This is a genomic window from Nevskia soli DSM 19509, assembly GCF_000711955.1.
Lineage (GTDB): Bacteria > Pseudomonadota > Gammaproteobacteria > Nevskiales > Nevskiaceae > Nevskia > Nevskia soli.
In genome coordinates, this window is record NZ_JONR01000029.1 from 38,367 (window position 1) to 53,765 (window position 15,399).

General features: G+C 66.3%; 16 protein-coding genes. 1 reads left to right on the plus strand and 15 read right to left on the minus strand.

All coding sequences use genetic code 11. The annotated features are described in order from the left end of the window. Nucleotides 1-47 precede the first annotated feature (47 nt). The 15 genes from fliD to BP26_RS0115700 form a co-directional block, all read right to left on the minus strand. Complete coding sequence (gene fliD, locus BP26_RS0115630) at nucleotides 48-1,457, minus strand: flagellar filament capping protein FliD (RefSeq protein WP_051749034.1); 1,410 nt, start codon at nucleotides 1,455-1,457, stop codon at nucleotides 48-50. Nucleotides 1,458-1,467: 10 nt separating this feature from the next. Then, nucleotides 1,468-1,812: a flagellar protein FlaG gene (locus tag BP26_RS26780; RefSeq protein ID WP_036517085.1), complete on the minus strand. Its 345-nt coding sequence runs from the start codon at nucleotides 1,810-1,812 to the stop codon at nucleotides 1,468-1,470. A gap of 98 nt (nucleotides 1,813-1,910) precedes the next feature. Next, a complete protein-coding gene (locus tag BP26_RS30900) occupies nucleotides 1,911-3,071 on the minus strand; it encodes a flagellin N-terminal helical domain-containing protein (protein WP_029921510.1) in 1,161 nt (386 codons plus the stop codon). Between the two features lie 179 nt (nucleotides 3,072-3,250). Next, nucleotides 3,251-4,450 (minus strand): flagellar hook-associated protein FlgL, encoded by a 1,200-nt coding sequence (flgL, locus tag BP26_RS0115645; protein WP_029921511.1) that lies wholly within the window; start codon nucleotides 4,448-4,450, stop codon nucleotides 3,251-3,253. 29 nt (nucleotides 4,451-4,479) lie between these two features. Further along, nucleotides 4,480-6,369, minus strand: coding sequence for a flagellar hook-associated protein FlgK (gene flgK, locus BP26_RS0115650; protein ID WP_029921512.1), 1,890 nt, complete (start codon nucleotides 6,367-6,369; stop codon nucleotides 4,480-4,482). 13 nt (nucleotides 6,370-6,382) lie between these two features. Further along, nucleotides 6,383-7,255, minus strand: coding sequence for a flagellar assembly peptidoglycan hydrolase FlgJ (gene flgJ, locus BP26_RS0115655; RefSeq protein ID WP_051749035.1), 873 nt, complete (start codon nucleotides 7,253-7,255; stop codon nucleotides 6,383-6,385). Nucleotides 7,256-7,257: 2 nt separating this feature from the next. After that, nucleotides 7,258-8,361 (minus strand): flagellar basal body P-ring protein FlgI, encoded by a 1,104-nt coding sequence (locus BP26_RS0115660; RefSeq protein ID WP_029921514.1) that lies wholly within the window; start codon nucleotides 8,359-8,361, stop codon nucleotides 7,258-7,260. After that, nucleotides 8,361-9,026: a flagellar basal body L-ring protein FlgH gene (gene flgH / locus BP26_RS0115665; RefSeq protein WP_029921515.1), complete on the minus strand. Its 666-nt coding sequence runs from the start codon at nucleotides 9,024-9,026 to the stop codon at nucleotides 8,361-8,363. The genes BP26_RS0115660 and flgH overlap by 1 nt, the downstream gene beginning before the upstream one ends. Continuing rightward, on the minus strand, nucleotides 9,023-9,811 hold the full coding sequence (gene flgG / locus BP26_RS0115670) for a flagellar basal-body rod protein FlgG (RefSeq protein ID WP_029921516.1): 789 nt from the start codon (nucleotides 9,809-9,811) through the stop codon (nucleotides 9,023-9,025). The genes flgH and flgG overlap by 4 nt, the downstream gene beginning before the upstream one ends. 204 nt (nucleotides 9,812-10,015) lie before the next feature. Continuing rightward, nucleotides 10,016-10,756 (minus strand): flagellar basal-body rod protein FlgF, encoded by a 741-nt coding sequence (flgF, locus tag BP26_RS0115675; RefSeq protein WP_029921517.1) that lies wholly within the window; start codon nucleotides 10,754-10,756, stop codon nucleotides 10,016-10,018. 19 nt (nucleotides 10,757-10,775) lie between these two features. Then, nucleotides 10,776-11,993: a flagellar hook protein FlgE gene (gene flgE, locus BP26_RS0115680; protein WP_029921518.1), complete on the minus strand. Its 1,218-nt coding sequence runs from the start codon at nucleotides 11,991-11,993 to the stop codon at nucleotides 10,776-10,778. Nucleotides 11,994-12,022: 29 nt separating this feature from the next. Continuing rightward, nucleotides 12,023-12,724 carry a flagellar hook assembly protein FlgD gene (locus BP26_RS0115685; protein WP_029921519.1) on the minus strand — a complete coding sequence of 234 codons (702 nt, stop codon included), beginning with the start codon at nucleotides 12,722-12,724 and terminating at the stop codon, nucleotides 12,023-12,025. 7 nt (nucleotides 12,725-12,731) lie between these two features. After that, nucleotides 12,732-13,142, minus strand: coding sequence for a flagellar basal body rod protein FlgC (gene flgC, locus BP26_RS0115690; RefSeq protein WP_029921520.1), 411 nt, complete (start codon nucleotides 13,140-13,142; stop codon nucleotides 12,732-12,734). A 10-nt stretch (nucleotides 13,143-13,152) separates the two neighbouring features. Further along, nucleotides 13,153-13,554: a flagellar basal body rod protein FlgB gene (gene flgB, locus BP26_RS0115695; protein WP_029921521.1), complete on the minus strand. Its 402-nt coding sequence runs from the start codon at nucleotides 13,552-13,554 to the stop codon at nucleotides 13,153-13,155. A 65-nt stretch (nucleotides 13,555-13,619) separates the two neighbouring features. Beyond that, nucleotides 13,620-14,579: a chemotaxis protein CheV gene (locus BP26_RS0115700; protein ID WP_029921522.1), complete on the minus strand. Its 960-nt coding sequence runs from the start codon at nucleotides 14,577-14,579 to the stop codon at nucleotides 13,620-13,622. 61 nt (nucleotides 14,580-14,640) lie between these two features. On the opposite strand from BP26_RS0115700, the gene flgA reads away from it, so the two are divergent. Continuing rightward, a complete protein-coding gene (flgA, locus tag BP26_RS0115705) occupies nucleotides 14,641-15,387 on the plus strand; it encodes a flagellar basal body P-ring formation chaperone FlgA (RefSeq protein WP_169740722.1) in 747 nt (248 codons plus the stop codon). Nucleotides 15,388-15,399: the final 12 nt, after the last annotated feature.

Here is a 15,399-nt window from a genome sequence, read left to right on the forward strand (position 1 = left end):
CCCTTCAACATCGGCGCACAAAGGCAAAACTTGAGGACCGGACGTCGTCAACTGCCGGAGCTGGAGGAACTGGTGGTGCGCGGCGCATACAACTGCGTCAGCAGGCTCGCGGTGTTCTTGTAGGCCGCGACGATGCTGTCCATGGCGTTGAACTGCGCGTTGTACTGCGCGGTGAGCTGCGCCGATTTCGCGGTCAGCTGCGTCAGCTGGGTGGTCATGCTGTCGACCTCGGTCTGCAGCGCGCTGGTCTTGGTCGAGATGAGACCGCCGGCACCGACCACCGTATTGAGCAGGGTGTCGAGCTGGGTGCCGATGCCGTTGGTACCGGAGAACAATCCCTTCACGGCGCTCGAGTTCTGCTGCAGGGCGCTGTTCAGCGTGTCCGAATTGACGGCCAGGGTGCCGTCGTCGTTGGTGGTGACGCCGATCTGCGACAGCAGGGTGAAGGCGTTGCCGCCGGAGCCGGCGCTGCCGCCGACGATGGACTCGAGCTGCCGCGACACGCTTTCCACCGCCAGATCGCCGAGCAGCGGGCCGGCGGTGCCGGTGCTGCTGCCCGAACCGGACGTGGAACTCCCCGGCGTGAATGCCGTGTCGCTGGTGATCAAAGACAGCGCGGCATTATAGGCCGTGACAAACGACTGCACCGCGGTGGCCGCCGACTGCGTGTCGGCGCCAATGGTCAGCGTCTGCGTGGTATTGGGCGCAGCGCTGGCCAGGCTCAGGGTGACGCCGGTCAGCACATTGGAGATGGTGTTGGAGGCGCTGTCGAAAGGCAGGCCATCGATGGTGCCGCTGGCGTCGCTGGCGGACTGGATGGAACTGAAGCCGATCGGCGCAGAAGATGCGACGGACACCGCGTTGGCGATGCCGGTCTGGGTTGCCGACAACAGCAGGTATGAGCCGCCGGAGCCGTTGACGATGGTGGCGCTGACCCCGCTGTTGTCGCTGGCGCCATTGATCGCCGACGCGAGGCCGGACAGCGTGTCGTTGGTGCCGTCCAGAGTCACCGAGAAGCTCTTGCCGCCTGCGGTGAAGGTATAAGGCCCGGTGCCGACCGCGGCGCTGGAACTGCTGAAGGCGGTCGAGCGCAGAGTATTGACCTGGGCCACGGTCTGGATCTGCATCTGGTAGCTGCCGGCGACCGCGCCGCTGGAGGTGGTGGCGGTGAATACCGAGTTGTCGCTGGACTGCGTGGTGAACTTCGACAGCGCCCCGCCGGTGGTGATGGCATCGACGGTGGTCTGCAGGCTGGACAAGGCCGACTTGAGCGCGCCCAGCGCGGAAATGGTCGACTGGTCGGCGGCCTGGTTGTTCTGCAACAGGGTCTGCTGCGGCTTGATGGTGCTGGTGACCAGGGAACTCACCAGCGAAGCGATGTCGATGCCGGAGCCGATGCCCTGGGAAGTCACGGTGCCGGCGCTGGCGGTGCCGGTGGTGCTCAGACTGACGGTCATAAAAACGCTCCTAGACTGACTGCTTCATGAGTTGCATCTGCATGCGTTCCAGGCTCTGCGCGACGGCCAGGGCTTCCTGCCCCGGCACCTGCAGCAGGACCTGATTGTCCTGTGTATCGATGACGGAGATGACCAGTTGTCCGGTGATCTGGTCGACCCGGAAATGCAGGCTGGTCTGCAGGTCCTGCGCGCGCTGGTTGAGTGCGGCGGCCAGATCATGCAAGTCCGGCGCTGCCACCGGCGCCACGCCGGCATGCTGCGGCGGCGCTGCCACCGCGGCCGAAGGGTTCGAGGTGCCGCCCGCGGAGCCGCGCAGCGGTGCCGCCGCGACCACGCTGGTGATTGGATCGGTCATATAACCGTACTCCGCTCAAGGCGCCGTTCGGGTCCGAACGGCAAAAAGCCCCATGCCGGCGACTGCGCCGGCATGGGGTTGTTTCACAACGCTGCCTGTTACAGGTGCTGCAGCAGCGAGAGGATCTGCTGCGGCTGCGAGTTGGCCTGTCCCAGCACCGCCACACCGGCCTGCTGCAGAACCGAGGCGCGGGTCTCGTTGGCGGTTTCCGAGGCGAAGTCCGCATCCTGGATCGTACTGCGCGCGGCGGTCAGGTTCTGCGAGGTGCTCTGCAGATTGGCCACCGCCGACTGGAAACGGTTCTGGTAGGCACCCAACGAGGCATTCGCCGTGTTGATCTGGTTCAGCGCGCTGTCGATCTGCTGGATCGCCAGGGAAGCGCCGGCGAAAGAGTTCAGGCTGAGCGAGGTCAGGCCGGTGCTGGTGGCAGCCGTGGCGCTGCCGTCGCCGCCGGCGACGTTGAAGCCCGTCGCGGTGCCGTCGTCGGTGCCGGTGACGGCAATGGTGGAGGCCGAGGTCAGCACGATCTTGCCGTTGACGGCGTCGAACGAGGCATTGACGCCCGTGGTGGTGGCGGAAGCGTTGATGGCGTCGACCACCTGGCCCACGCGGTCCTGGATCGAGCCGGCCGCGCCGATGCCGGCGCCGACGTCGGTGCCGTTGATGATCAGCGCACCGGCGCCGACGGCGCCCAGGGCGGAGATGCCGCTGGTGGCGGACGACTGGCCGGTGGCCGAGGTGACCGTGCCCAGGGCCGCGGTGTTGGCGCTGGAGATCGAACCGATGGTGATGGTGTCGCCGGCATTGGCGCCGACCTGGAACTGCGCCGAAGTGAAGCTGCCGTCGAGCAGCTTGACGCCGTTGAAGGACGCCGTGGTGGCGACGCGGTCGACTTCCTGCAGCAGCTGCTGGGCCTCGTTGTTCAGCGAAGAGCGGTCGCTGGTGCTGTTGGTGGCGTTGGCCGATTCCACCGCGAGTTCACGCACACGCTGCAGGTTGTTGGTGATTTCCGCCAGGGAGCCTTGCGCGGTCTGCGCCAGGGACACGGCGTTGTTGGTGTTCTGTACGGCGGTATTGGCGCCGTTGACCTGCGCCGTCAGGCGCTGGGCGATGGCGTAGCCGGCGGCGTCGTCGGACGCGCTATTGATGCGCAGGCCGGAGGCCAGGCGCTGCGTGGCCTGGGCCAGCTGGCTCTGCGTGGTGGACAGGTACTTCTGCGTGACGATGGATGTCAGGTTGGTGTTGACGATAAGACTCACGGAAATTCTCCTTGGACTGGCTGGACTGGGTACCGGCCGGCAATCCGGTCGGATCGCATTGGCGTTTCCCGTGGCGGGGACTGACGGCCTGTGCTGAAAGTCTTAGCGGATGCTGGGGAGGATTCTTGACCGCCGCCGCGACGGGTCGGGACAGGCGGCAGGTCCCGGCCGATCGGCGGTTATTTGATGTAGTTGAACAGGCTCAGGCCCTGGATCTGCACGTAGCTCTGTTCCGCCGCCTGCAGGGTGGTGGTGGTCTGGCTGAACTTGGCGGTGGCCGCGGCATAGTCGAGATCCTGCAGGCCCGACAGGGCCGACTGCAGCTGGGTCGAGCGGCTTTGCAGCTGCGACACCGTGTCGTTCACGCTCTGCTCGCGGGCGCCGACTCCGGCCTGCACGTCGGTGATATGGGTCTGCGCCCCGCTGAGCGCCTGCAGCGCCCCGTACATGGCGGTCTGGTTCTGTGCCCGCTGCGCCGCCGTTGTGACCGGCGCGGACACCACGTTGATCAGGTTCTGCACGGTACTGAACAAGCTCTGCGTGGTACTGGGTGCAATGCTGAAGCTGTCGCCGTCGGCCGGCGTACCGGTCAGGGTCAGCGACACGCCGCGGAACTGGATGGCGGCGCCGTCGGTATAGGTGCCCGAGGCGACGGTGGCATTGCTGCCGTCCACTACCTGATACTGGCCGCCGCTGAATTTGACCGTGTAAGCGCTGCTGCCGCTCCACTGGCTGGCATCGGTGACCTGGGCCGACTTCACGCTGGCGCTGCCGGTATTCGCCGTCGCCGCGCCGGCGCTGATGCTACCGTCTCCCGACTGGAGCTGCATGAATACCGCGTCACCCGGATCGCCGGCGGCAATGGCGCTGGTGGGGCCGAGGGACAACATGCGCACATTGCTGTTGCCGTTGTAGTTGGCCCCGGTGGCACTCAGGGAGAAAGGCGCGCTGCCGTCCTGCGTGCCGCCGAACAGGTAGCGGCCGTTGGCGTCCTGGGTATTGGCCTGCTGCAGGATGGCATTGAGCTGCTGCTGTATCTGGGTGGCGATGGTCTTGCGGTCGCTGCTGTTGAGCGTGGCGTTGTTGGCCTGCAAGGCCAGGGTCTGGATCTTGCCGAGCGCGGTGCTGACGTTGCTCAGAGTGCTGTCCTCCAGGCCCAGGCTGCTTTGCAGGGCGCCGGCATTGGACTGCCACTGCGCCACGTCCGCGAGCGACTGGTTGACGCCGATGACCTGCCCGGCGGCGACCGGATCGTCGGCGGCGCTGAGCAGTCGCGTATTGCTGCTCATCTGCTCCTGGACGATGCCGAGCTGGGTCTGGTTGCGGTCGATGGTATCGACCGCCTGCTGGTAGAAGGTCGAGTTGGCGATGCGCATCATGGGAAGCTTCCTTCGATTCGTCGGACCTGTCAGGCCCGAAGCGCGCTGAGCAGGGAGTTGAACAGCGTATTGGAGGCGGCGATGACCTGGGCTGCGGCCTGGTAGGCCTGCTGGAATTGCATCATGTTGGCCGCTTCCTCATCCAGGTTGACGCCGGAGGCGGAGTCGCGCTGGGCCTGGTCATTGTTGCGGATCGAAGTCTCGGCGCCGAGTTGCGCCTGCGCCTGCTGTGCCTGCGCACCCACCTTCGACACCAGGGCGGCGTTGCTGCTGCTGAGCGTATTGAGGCCGCCGTCCAGCAGGGTCTTGCTGGAAATGCCGGCCAGCAGTTGAGCGTTGCTGCTGTCGCCGCTGCCGGCCTTGTTGGCGCTGAGGGTGAAGCTGTCCCCCGCCGCCGGCGTGCCGGAGATCTGCACCTGCACGCCGTTGACGCCGATGCTGCCGCCGCTGGTATAGGTATTGGGAGCGCCGCCGTTAATCGTATAGGTGGCGGCGCTGGTGAACAGGATGGTCGAGGTATTCAACAAATTGCCGTTGCCCGCATCGGTCACCTGGGCGGCGCCGATGGTGGCGCTACCGCTGTTGGCGCTGCCGGCGCTGGTCTGCACCGGCGAGGCGGCGGCGATGCGCGAGGGATCGGTGATTGCCACCTGCAGGTTGGCGGCGGCGAAATGCGTAGGCTGCACCAGGAACTGGTCGCCGGCAGCCGGCGTGCCGGAGATCACCAGGCTTAGCCCGGCGCCGGTCAGTGGGCTGGCGGCAGTGCCGGCACCGCTGAGGGCGACGCTGGCGCCAGTACTCCGATCGGTGAGGGTCCAGCTGGAGCCGTTGTAACTGGCGAGGTAGTCGGAAGCGGTGAGCTGGCTGGTGTCGGCGACGCTGGCGGCGACCGAGCCGCCGCCGGTGTTGGCGGAAGATGCGCTGACCGCTACAGTCGGCGGCGTGAAGAAGGCGCCGCCGAGTTGGCCGTACTGGTCCATGCCCTTGGCATGTTGCGCGTTCACGGCGCTGGCCAGGGTCGTCGCGAGCTGACCGAGCTGGTTGATGGCCGGATCGACCACTTCCCGCCGCGCGTCGAGCAGGCCGCCGAGCGAGCCGCCGGAAAGCTGGCTGGTGATGACGCTCTTGCTGCCGCCGCTGTCGAGCACGATGTCCTGGTTCTCGCCGAAGCTGTCGGACTGCACCGACAGTTTGTTGGCGCTGCCACCCAGCACCAGGGCCTGGCCGTTGGCGAGGAAGACATTGACCGAACCGTCGGCGGCCGTGGTGGTGCTGATGCCGACCGCACTGCCGATATTGCGCAGCAACTGGTCGCGCTGGTCGAGCAGCTCATTGGGCGGCTGGCCGTTGCCCTGCGCCGTGGCCTGGGAAATGCCGACGTTGAGCTGCGCCAGTTGCGCGGCATAGCCGTTGATCTGGCTGACGGTGGTGGTGACGCCGCTGCTGATCTGGTTGTCCAGGCTGCCAAGCTGCTGCTGCAGGCCATTGAAGGTGGCGCTCAGGCTCTGCGCCCCGGACAACAGGGCCTGCCGCGTGGCGGTGGAGCTGGGCGTGGAGGCCAGGCCGTTGAGGGCTGAGAAAAACTGCTGTAGCGGCTGCGCCAGGCCGGCGTTGCTGTCCGACAGCAGGCTGTCCGCCTGCGCCGCGAAGGTCTGGTAGGTGCTGATGCGATTGTAGCCGCTGTCGTCCGTCACCAGCTGCTGTTGCAGGAAGCCGCTGCTCAGACGCTGCACCGATTGCACCTGCACGCCGTTGCCGACGGTGCCATTGGGCAGCGTCACACCGGGAACGCCCTGCAAGTCCACTCGCTGCCGGCTGTACCCCGGCGTGTTGGCGTTGGCGATGTTCTGGCTCACCACGTTCAGCGCGGTGCGGTAGGCCAGCAGGGCCGAACTGCCGATGCTCAGCATGTCGCTCATGAGGAACTCGCTTTCACGCCATCAGGCTCGAGGAAGCTGCATAGGAACCGCTCATCTGCGCGCCGTAAGCCACCTTCACCAGCTTCTGCGCGTAGTGCGGGTCGGTGGCGTAGCCCGCTTTTTGCAAGGCCTGGGCGAAGCCGTGGACGTCGCCACTGCGCAGTGCTTCGGCGTATCGCGGATTGCTCTTGAGCACCTTGACGTAGTCGTCGAAGGCGGCGCCGATGGAGCCGTAAGAGCGGAAATCGGCCCGGGTGCTGGTCAACTGCCCGTTCTCGTATTCGCTGGTCTGCTGGTTCCGGCTGGCGCCGGTCCAGCTAGCTTGTGCCTTGACGCCGAACAGGTTGAGGCCGGAGCTGCCGTCCTTCTGCTTGGCCATGTGCTGGCCCCAACCGGTTTCCAGGGCCGCCTGGGCAATCAGTGCGCGAGCCGGCACGCCGAGTTCGGCCGCGGCCTTCTCCGCGTGGGGGCGGATGGCATCGACGAAATCCTGCGCCGACTTCGGTTGCCATTTGGCAGCATCGGAACTGGTACCGGTCGCCGAGGATGGCGGGGGTGCGTGCGTCGGCGGCGTGCTGGCAGGGTGCAAACCATTGAGCTGGCGTACCAGCATATCGGCCAGGCCCAGACCCTTCCCGGACGACAGGTGCAAGGCCATCTGCTGGTTGTAGAGATCCTTGTAGAACTCACCCTGCTGTCCGGTGAGGTCGTCGCCGAACTTGGTCTGATCCGAACTCTTCAGCAGCATTTCGGTGAACAAGGCTTCGAACTGCTGCGCCGCCTTGTGCAGCGCCTGCGGATCGTTACGCTTGGCCGCCGTGCGCAGCGCGGCCAGCTGGTTGAAGTCGGTGGCCGCGGTGGCGGCGCTGATGTCGGAGGCGGCCATGTTCAGATCACGACGAGTTCGGCGCGCAGGGCACCGGCCTCTTTGAGGGCTTCCAGGATCGCCACCAGGTCGCCCGGGGCGGCACCGACCTGGTTCACGGCGCGCACGATGTCGTCGAGATTGGTGCCGGACTGGAACACGAACATATGCCCGCTGCCCTCCTTGACGTCGATGGTCGAGGTCGGCACCACCTCGGTGGTCCCCTTGGAGAATGGGCCCGGCTGGCTGATGCGCGGCCGCTCGGTGATGGTGACGGAAAGGTTGCCATGGGCTACCGCCGCCGGCATCACCTCGACGTGCCTGTTGATCACCACCGTGCCGGTGCGTGAATTGATGATGACCCGTGCCGGAGCGTCGCCGGGATTGACCTCCACGTCTTCGAGCGAAGATAGGAAGCTGACGCGGTCGTTGGTATCGGCGGGCGCCTTCACCGCCACCGTCACCGCGTCGACGGCGCGGGCTACAGGCGCGCCCAGGGTGCGGTTGATGGCCTCGGCGGTGCGCGCGGCGGTGGTGAAGTCGGCCGTATGCAGGTTGAGGTGCAGATCGCCGCCACCAGCGAAGGCGTTGGGCACCTCGCGTTCGACACTGGCGCCGTTGGGGATGCGGCCGACGCTGGGGATGTTGACCGAAACGCGCGAACCATCCTTGGCGGTGACGCCGAGTCCGCCGACGATAACGTTACCCTGCGCCAGGCAATAGACCTGGCCGTCGGCCCCTTTCAACGGCGACATCAGCAGGCTACCGCCGCGCAGGCTGGTGGCATTGCCGATGGAGGCGACGGTGACGTCGATGGTCTGGCCGAGCTTGGCGAAGGCGGGAAACTCCGCGTGTACCGCAACGGCGGCGACGTTCTTCAGCTGCGGGTTGGTCGTGGCGGGTACGGTCACGCCGAGCTGGCGCAGCATGCTCTCCAGGCTCTGCACGGTGAACGGCGCCTGCGTGGTCTGGTCGCCGGTGCCGTTGAGGCCGACCACCAGGCCGTATCCGATCAGGGCATTGTTGCGCACGCCGCTGACGTCGGCCAGGTCCTTGACGCGTTCGGCCTGGGCCGTCGCCATCAGCAGCGCCAGGGGCAGCAGCAGGATTGGCAGGAAGCGTTTCATCAGAACGGGAACCATTGCGAACTGAAGAAACGCGTCAGCCAACCCTGGGTATTGGCGTCCGCCACCTGGCCCTTGCCGGTGTAGGAGATGCGCGCATTGGCGACGCGATCGGAGGTGACGCTGTTGTCGGTGGCGATGTCGGCAGGCCGGATCACGCCTTCCAGCTTGACGTACTCGTAGCCCTGGTTGATCTGGATCTGCTTCTCGCCGCGCACCAGCAGGTTGCCGTTGGCCAGGCGCTGCGCCACCGCCACCGTGATGCTGCCGTGCAGGCTGTTGCTCTGCGCGCTGTCCCCGGCCCCCTTGAAAGTGCGGGCGCCAGAGATGCTGGAATTGGTGTGGACGGTCTTGCCGAAGACGCCGATGTTGCCGAGGGTGGCGCTGTCGGCCTTGCTGGCATCGGTGGTGGCGGACTTCTGCGCGCTGGTGGATTCGATCAGCTGGATGGTCAGCAGGTCGCCGACGTTGCGCGCCTTGGCGTCCTCGAACAGGGCCATGCTCTGGCCGGGCGCACCGATGGTGCCGGCGATGGTCTCGGGCACCGGCGCCACATCCGGCAGCTGGGTCGGCGTCGAATACAGCTTGTCCTCGACGGTGACGCAGCCGCCCAGCAGGCAGGCCGCGGCGAGCGCCAGCAGCGGGCGAATGGAAACGGCCGGCCTCATGACATGTTCTGCGTCAGGTTCTGCAGCATCTGGTCAGTGGTGGTGATGGCCTTGGAGTTCATCTCGTAGGCGCGCTGGGTCTGAATCATGTTCACCATTTCCTCCACCACGTTGACGTTGGAGGATTCGACCGAGCCCTGCACCAGGCTGCCGAGGCCGTTGAGGCTGGGTGTGCCGGTCTGCGGCGAGCCGCTGGCGGCTGTTTCCAGGTAGAGGTTGCCGCCCTGCGCCTGCAGGCCGGCGGGATTGATGAAGTCGGCGATGGTCAGGGTGCCGACCTGCTGCGGCGCCGCCTGCCCCGCCAGCTGCACGTCGACGATGCCGTCGGGCGAGATGGTGATGCTCTGCGCCGCCTGCGGAATGGTGATGCCGGGCTGCACCAGGTAACCGGTGGCGGTGACCAGCTGGCCCTGGCTGTTGACCTGGAAGCTGCCGTCGCGGCTGTAGGCCAGGGTGCCGTCCGGCATCTGCACCTGGAAGAAGCCGCGGCCGTTGATGGCCAGGTCGAGGTTGTTGTTGGTCTGCTGCAGGTTGCCCTGCTGGAACAGGTTCTCGGTGGCGCCGATGTGCACGCCGGTGCCGACCAGCAGGCCGGTGGGCGACTGGGTCTGCGTGCTGGTCTGGCTGCCGACCTGGTTGTAGTTCTGGTACAGCAGATCCTGGAAAGTGGCGCGGCCGCGCTTGAAGCCGGTGGTGTTGACGTTGGCCAGGTTGTTGGAGATCACCGTCATCTGGGTCTGCTGCGCATCCAGACCGGTCTTCGCCACCCACAATGCTGAATTCATCTTGTCCTCCGCGCCGGAACTCCGGCTGCTGGACCCTAGCTCTACAAGTCCTGGGCCAGCCCTAGCGACGTCAAGGATTCGACGCGCGATATGAAGCGAAATGAAGATCGCGTGCGCCGCGGTGGTGACGCATAAATGGCACACGGTGGAATTCGACGCGCACCGCTCATGTGAGCGGCGCAGGAAACACTTGCGGCTGAAGCGCTAGCCCATCTTCAGCAGCGAAGTCGCGGCGCTGGAGTTGTCTTCGGCACTCTTCATGATGCGGGTTTGCAAATCGAACTGCCGCGCCAGCTGGATCATGGTGACCATGGTGGTGGCCAGATCCACGTTGGAGCCTTCGAGCACGCCGGAAGTCACCGTTTCGCCGGAAGCGGCATCGAGGCTGACACCGGGCACCGCCCGCATCAGTCCATCTTCCCCGCGCCCAAGCTGGTCGGGGCTGGCCTGCACCACGCGCAGGCGGCCGACCGTTGCCTGGGTACTGGGGCTTTGCCCTGCCGGCACGATGGAGATGGTACCGTCGCCGCCGACCTTGATGCTGGAATACGGCGGCACCGAGATCGGGCCGTTGTCGCCGAGCACCGGCTGGCCGCTGCCGGTGAGCAGCTGGCCGTAAGCGTCAACGCGCAGGTTGCCGGCGCGGGTGTAGGCCTCGTTGCCGTCGCTGCCCTGCACCGCCAGCCAGCTGCCGTCGCGGACGGCTACGTCCAGATCGCGCCCGGTCTGCGTCAGCGAACCGGCGGTGGAATCCCAACCCTGGTCGAGCAGCTGCGCGTTGACCCGCGACGGCAGGCCCGGACCGTTGACCGGCATCGACTGCGCATCGACCAGTTGGGCGCGGAAGCCCGTGGTGTTGGCATTCGCCAGATTATTGCTGTTGGCGGCCTGCGCGAGCAGGGTCTGCATCGCGCCGGACATGCCGACATAGAGTGCGCGGTCCACGGCCTGGATCTACCGGGGCTTATTGCAGGTGCAGGATGGTCTGCATCAGCTGGTCATCGGTGGAGATGACCTGCGAGTTCGCCTGGTAGTTGCGCTGCGCGTTCATCATGCTGACCAGCTGCTGCGTCAGGTCGACGTTGCTGCTTTCCAGCGCGCCGGATTGCAGTGTGCCGAAATCGCTGGCGCCGGCGGCGCCCGGGATGGCCGATCCGGAAGCGAAGGTCTGCGCCCAGGTGGCGTTGCCGAGCTGCTGCAGGCCCTGCGGGTTGGCGAAATTCGCCATCGCCACCTGGCCCAGCACGGTGGTCTGGCCATTGGTATAGCGTGCCGACAGCACGCCGTGGGAATCGACCGCAACACCGCTGAGCTGGCCGGTGGCATAGCCGTTCGGCGTCAGGCTGTTGACGGCGAAGGTGTTGCCGTACTGGGTGGAGGTGCTCAAGTCCAGCGTGGCGCTGACCGGCGCCGCGCCGTCGGTAGGCGTAAACGACAACGCCACCTTGCCGCCGGCCGGTGCGGTGAGCTGGCCGGAACTGCCGAAAGTCAGCGCCGTGCCGGTGCCGACCTCGGAGCCGTCGACCACGGTGTGCACGGTCCAGGAACCGGCGGTGGCACCGGCGACGAAGTACAGGCTGCTGGTGTGTGCCGCGCCCAGGGAGTCGTAGATGGTGGTCGAGGTGGTCTGGCTATAGCTGTTGGTGTCGGTGGGTGAAAACGTGGCGTCGGTCGGCGCGGTGGCATTGGCCGGCAGATTGACCCCGGCGACGATATTGGTGGTGGCGGAGGGGGGATTCGGCGCGGTGGACAGCTGCAGGTCGGTCAGCGTGCCGGTGCTGAAATTATCGGTGCCGGCCACCGGAGGATAAACCTGAAGGCGCTGACCGGTGGCGCTGACCACGAAGCCGTTGCTGTCGGTGGTGAAGGCGCCGTTGCGGGTATAGACCAGCGAGCCGTTGTCCTTCATGGTGAAGAAGCCTTCGCCGCTGATCGCGAGGTCCAGCGGGTTGCTGGTGTTGGTGATCGCGCCCTGGGTGAATTGCTGCGCGATGCGCTCGGTGCCGACACCGCCGCCGGTGGCATCGGTCTGCAGGTTGTAGGCCGCGTTCTGGAAGAAATCGCCGAACTCGGCGCGCGACTCCTTGAAGCCGGTGGAGTTGGCGTTGGCGATGTTGTTGGAAATGGTGTTGAGGTCGGTCGAGGCGGCGTTGATGCCGGACAAGGCGATGGTGAAGGACATGTCGGTGTCTCCGGGAAATCCGAAAGAAATTAAGAAATGATCTGGCGCACGTTGCTGAACGGAACCTGGCCGATCCCCTGCAGGTTGAGCATGAGGCCGCTGCTGGCCAGCGAGATGCTGTCGACCACCGCGGCCACGTCGGTGGTGGCGGCCTGCGCGCTGCTGCCGCTGCCGACCTGGGCGGTGATGGTGTAGTGACCCGTGGGAAGAGCGTTGCCACTGGCATCCTTGCCGTCCCAGCTGAACGGCACGGTGCCGGCGGACTGCACGCCGAGGTCGAGCGTGCCGACCAGGGCACCGGAGGAATCCTTGATGTTCACCGTGACGTCGCCGCTCGCCGGCACTTCGACGGCGCCGGCCATGCCCGAACCGGCCATCTGTACGGTGTTGCCCTGCACCAGCACGCCATGCCCGATCAGGCCGGCGGCCTGCAGGGACTGGCTGGACGCCAGCTGCGAGCTGAGCTGGGTGAAGGAGCTGTTGAGCTGGCTGATGCCGGAGACGGTGGAGAACTGCGCGATCTGGCTGAAGAACTCGCTGTTGCTGACCGGGTTGAGCGGGTCCTGGTCCTGCAGCTGCTGCGTCATCAGCTGCAGGAAATCCTGCTCGTTCAGCGCGGTGCCGGAGGCGGCCGCGTTCGCCGTACTCGAGCCGCTGGAAGCGGCGCTGCCATTGCCGGTGAGGCCAAGGCTGGCGTAGATGCTGCTATTGTTGTTCACGGATGAGGTCATGGGTTTCCTAGCTGCCGAGCGTGAGCGTCTTGAGCGCCAGTTCCTTGGCGGTATTCATCACTTCGACATTGTTCTGGTATGAACGCGAGGCGGAGATCATGTCGACCATCTGCTCCACTACGTTGACATTGGGCGCATAGACGAAACCCTCGCCGTCGGCGAGGGGATTGCCTGGCTCGTAGCGCTTCTCCGCCGGAGTCTGGCTCTCCACCACGCCGGTGACACGCACGCCGGGTGTCTGCGCGCCGGCCACTTCGGGCGCGGTCTTGAACATCGGCAGATGCGCCTTGAACACGCTGTCCGGATCGGAACCGACGGCATCGGCATTGGCCAGGTTGCTGGCCACCGTGCTGAGGCGCACCGACTGCGCGCTCATGGCCGAGCCGGCGATATCGAAGATGCGGAAGGAAGAGCTCATGCGATTTCCCCTACTGTCCGGTGATCGCGGTGATCAGGCCCTTCACTTCCCCGTTGAGGAAGCTGAGGCTGGCCTGGTAGTGCAGCGCCGCGTCGGCGAACGCCGCCTGCTCCACCTGCTCGTCGACGGTGTTGCCGTCCACGCTGGGCTGTAACGGCACACGGAAGCTCAAGGGTGAAGTCAGGCTGGTGCTGGAACTGCCCTGCACGTGCTGGGCGCTGGTGGCGGCGAGCGCCAGGGTACTGCCGGTATTTTCCTGGGTGCTGGCCAGCACCTTGGCGAAATCGATGTCGCGCGCCTGGTAGTGCGGCGTGTCGGCGTTGGCCAGGTTCGAAGCCAGGACTTCCATGCGCTGGCGCTGCACGGACAAGGCCTGTGCGTGTATGCCAAACAGTGGATCAAGCTCGGCCATGCCGGACTCCCGCGGATTATTCCTGAGCGGGTTCCCTACAAGCCGTGTGCCAGCCCCTCCCCGCTTCAGGCCACGACGGCCCCGGCAGGTGCCGTCTGTGCATCCATTTCCGCCGCCGCCCGCAGGCGCTCGATCACACCGGCCGCCAGTTCATCCGCCCCGAACTTGGCGATGAAGCGGTTGGCGCCGACCTTCTCCACCATGGCCTTGTTGAAAATGCCGGAGAGCGAGGTATGCAGCAGCACATACAGATCGCGCAGGCGCGGATCACGCCGGATTCCCGTCGTCAGGCTGTAGCCGTCCATGCCGGGCATCTCGATATCCGAGATCACCATCAACAGTTGCGCCGCCACCGGACCCTGCTGCGCCAGGGCCTGCAGATAGTTCAGGGCCTCGCGGCCGTCGTTGACCATGGCGCATTCCACGCCGACCTGCTGCAACACCTTCTCCACCTGGTGGCGCGCCACCCGGGAGTCGTCCACCACCAGCACGCGTCGGGAGCCTGCCAGGCTGCGCCCTTGCCGGGCCAGGTCGTCCGACAGGGCCGGCGGCTCGCCCATCACCTCGGCCAGCACCTTCTCGACGTCGACGATCTCAACCAGTTCGTTGCCATAGCGGGTGATCGCCGTCAGGTAGCTGGAACCGCCGGCATCCCCGGGCGGCGGCTGCACCGCGGCGACATCGACATGGACGATGCGATCGACCGCCCGCACCAGGAAGCCCTGTACGGTGCGGTTGTATTCGGTGACGATGATATGGGCCGACTGCGCATCCGGCACCTGGCCCAGGGCGCGGCCCAGGTCGATGATCGGCACGATGCTGCCGCGCAGATCGGCCACACCACGCACCAGTGGGTGCGCCGAGGGCATGGTCAGCAGGGGCGGCGTCTCGATGACTTCCTGCACCTTGAAGACATTGATGCCAAAGATTTGACGCTGGTCGAGGCGGAACAGCAGCAGGGCCAGGCGGTTGTGGCCGGCCAGCTGCGTACTGCGGTCGATGCTTTCGAGTAGTCCCGCGCCCATCGCAAGGCCTAGCCCCGGTTCGGTGGTGGATACGGCGGTTAACGGCCTCTATGGAAGAAACTTGAGGCACGCGGTTTGCCTGTATGCCGGCATCGGCTTTCACTGGAGTGTTTCGATGCCGCGTGTGACGCTGCTGTCCGCCGCGCTCGCCTGCCTGCTGTGTGTCACAGCCGCGGCGGATGCCGCCATGCCGGAATCCCTCGACCAGATCCGTGCAGCGGCGCAGGACTACGTCGGCGGCCGCCTCGGCACCGGCGCGCAGGCCACAGCCACGCCGCTGGATGCGCGCCTGCGCATGCCGGCCTGCGGCAAGCCGCTGGAAGCCTCGGCGCCGGCGCCTAATGCCGGCAACGCCTGGTCGGTGGCGGTGCATTGCGCCGGGCCCGCCGTGTGGACTGTCTACGTGCCGGTGCGCGCCACCGAGCACCGCAAGGTGGTGGTACTGACCCGCAGCCTCGCCCCCGGCATGCCGGTACCGGCGGATGCACTTACCGTGCAGGAGCGCGATGTCGCCGCCCTTGCCTACGGGTATTTGAATAGCCCCGACCAGGCGGTCGGCAAGCTGCTGCGCCGTCCGGTTGCGGCCGGCGCAGCGCTGACGCCGGACGCCCTGGTCAATCCCGCCAGCATCCGCCGCGGGCAGCAGGTCACCTTGCTCAGCCAGTCAGGCGGCTTCGTGGTGCGGGCGGACGGCAAGGCACTGGCCGACGGCGCCAGCGGCGACCGCATCCGCGCCGAAAACCTGGATTCGCACCGCATCGTCGAAGGAGTGGTGCGCGACACCGATACGGTCGAAGTCGGCTTGTAGAAAAAAACCACT

Excerpts from the sequence above, each read along its gene's own strand:
- fliD (WP_051749034.1), bottom strand. The coding sequence starts at position 1,457 with ATGACCGTCAGTCTGAGCACCACCGGCACCGCCAGCGCCGGCACCGTG.
- BP26_RS26780 (WP_036517085.1), bottom strand. The coding sequence starts at position 1,812 with ATGACCGATCCAATCACCAGCGTGGTCGCGGCGGCACCGCTGCGCGGC.
- flgL (WP_029921511.1), bottom strand. The coding sequence starts at position 4,450 with ATGATGCGCATCGCCAACTCGACCTTCTACCAGCAGGCGGTCGATACC.
- flgK (WP_029921512.1), bottom strand. The coding sequence starts at position 6,369 with ATGAGCGACATGCTGAGCATCGGCAGTTCGGCCCTGCTGGCCTACCGC.
- flgJ (WP_051749035.1), bottom strand. The coding sequence starts at position 7,255 with ATGGCCGCCTCCGACATCAGCGCCGCCACCGCGGCCACCGACTTCAAC.
- BP26_RS0115660 (WP_029921514.1), bottom strand. The coding sequence starts at position 8,361 with ATGAAACGCTTCCTGCCAATCCTGCTGCTGCCCCTGGCGCTGCTGATG.
- flgH (WP_029921515.1), bottom strand. The coding sequence starts at position 9,026 with ATGAGGCCGGCCGTTTCCATTCGCCCGCTGCTGGCGCTCGCCGCGGCC.
- flgG (WP_029921516.1), bottom strand. The coding sequence starts at position 9,811 with ATGAATTCAGCATTGTGGGTGGCGAAGACCGGTCTGGATGCGCAGCAG.
- flgE (WP_029921518.1), bottom strand. The coding sequence starts at position 11,993 with ATGTCCTTCACCATCGCCTTGTCCGGCATCAACGCCGCCTCGACCGAC.
- BP26_RS0115685 (WP_029921519.1), bottom strand. The coding sequence starts at position 12,724 with ATGACCTCATCCGTGAACAACAATAGCAGCATCTACGCCAGCCTTGGC.
- flgC (WP_029921520.1), bottom strand. The coding sequence starts at position 13,142 with ATGAGCTCTTCCTTCCGCATCTTCGATATCGCCGGCTCGGCCATGAGC.
- flgB (WP_029921521.1), bottom strand. The coding sequence starts at position 13,554 with ATGGCCGAGCTTGATCCACTGTTTGGCATACACGCACAGGCCTTGTCC.
- BP26_RS0115700 (WP_029921522.1), bottom strand. The coding sequence starts at position 14,579 with ATGGGCGCGGGACTACTCGAAAGCATCGACCGCAGTACGCAGCTGGCC.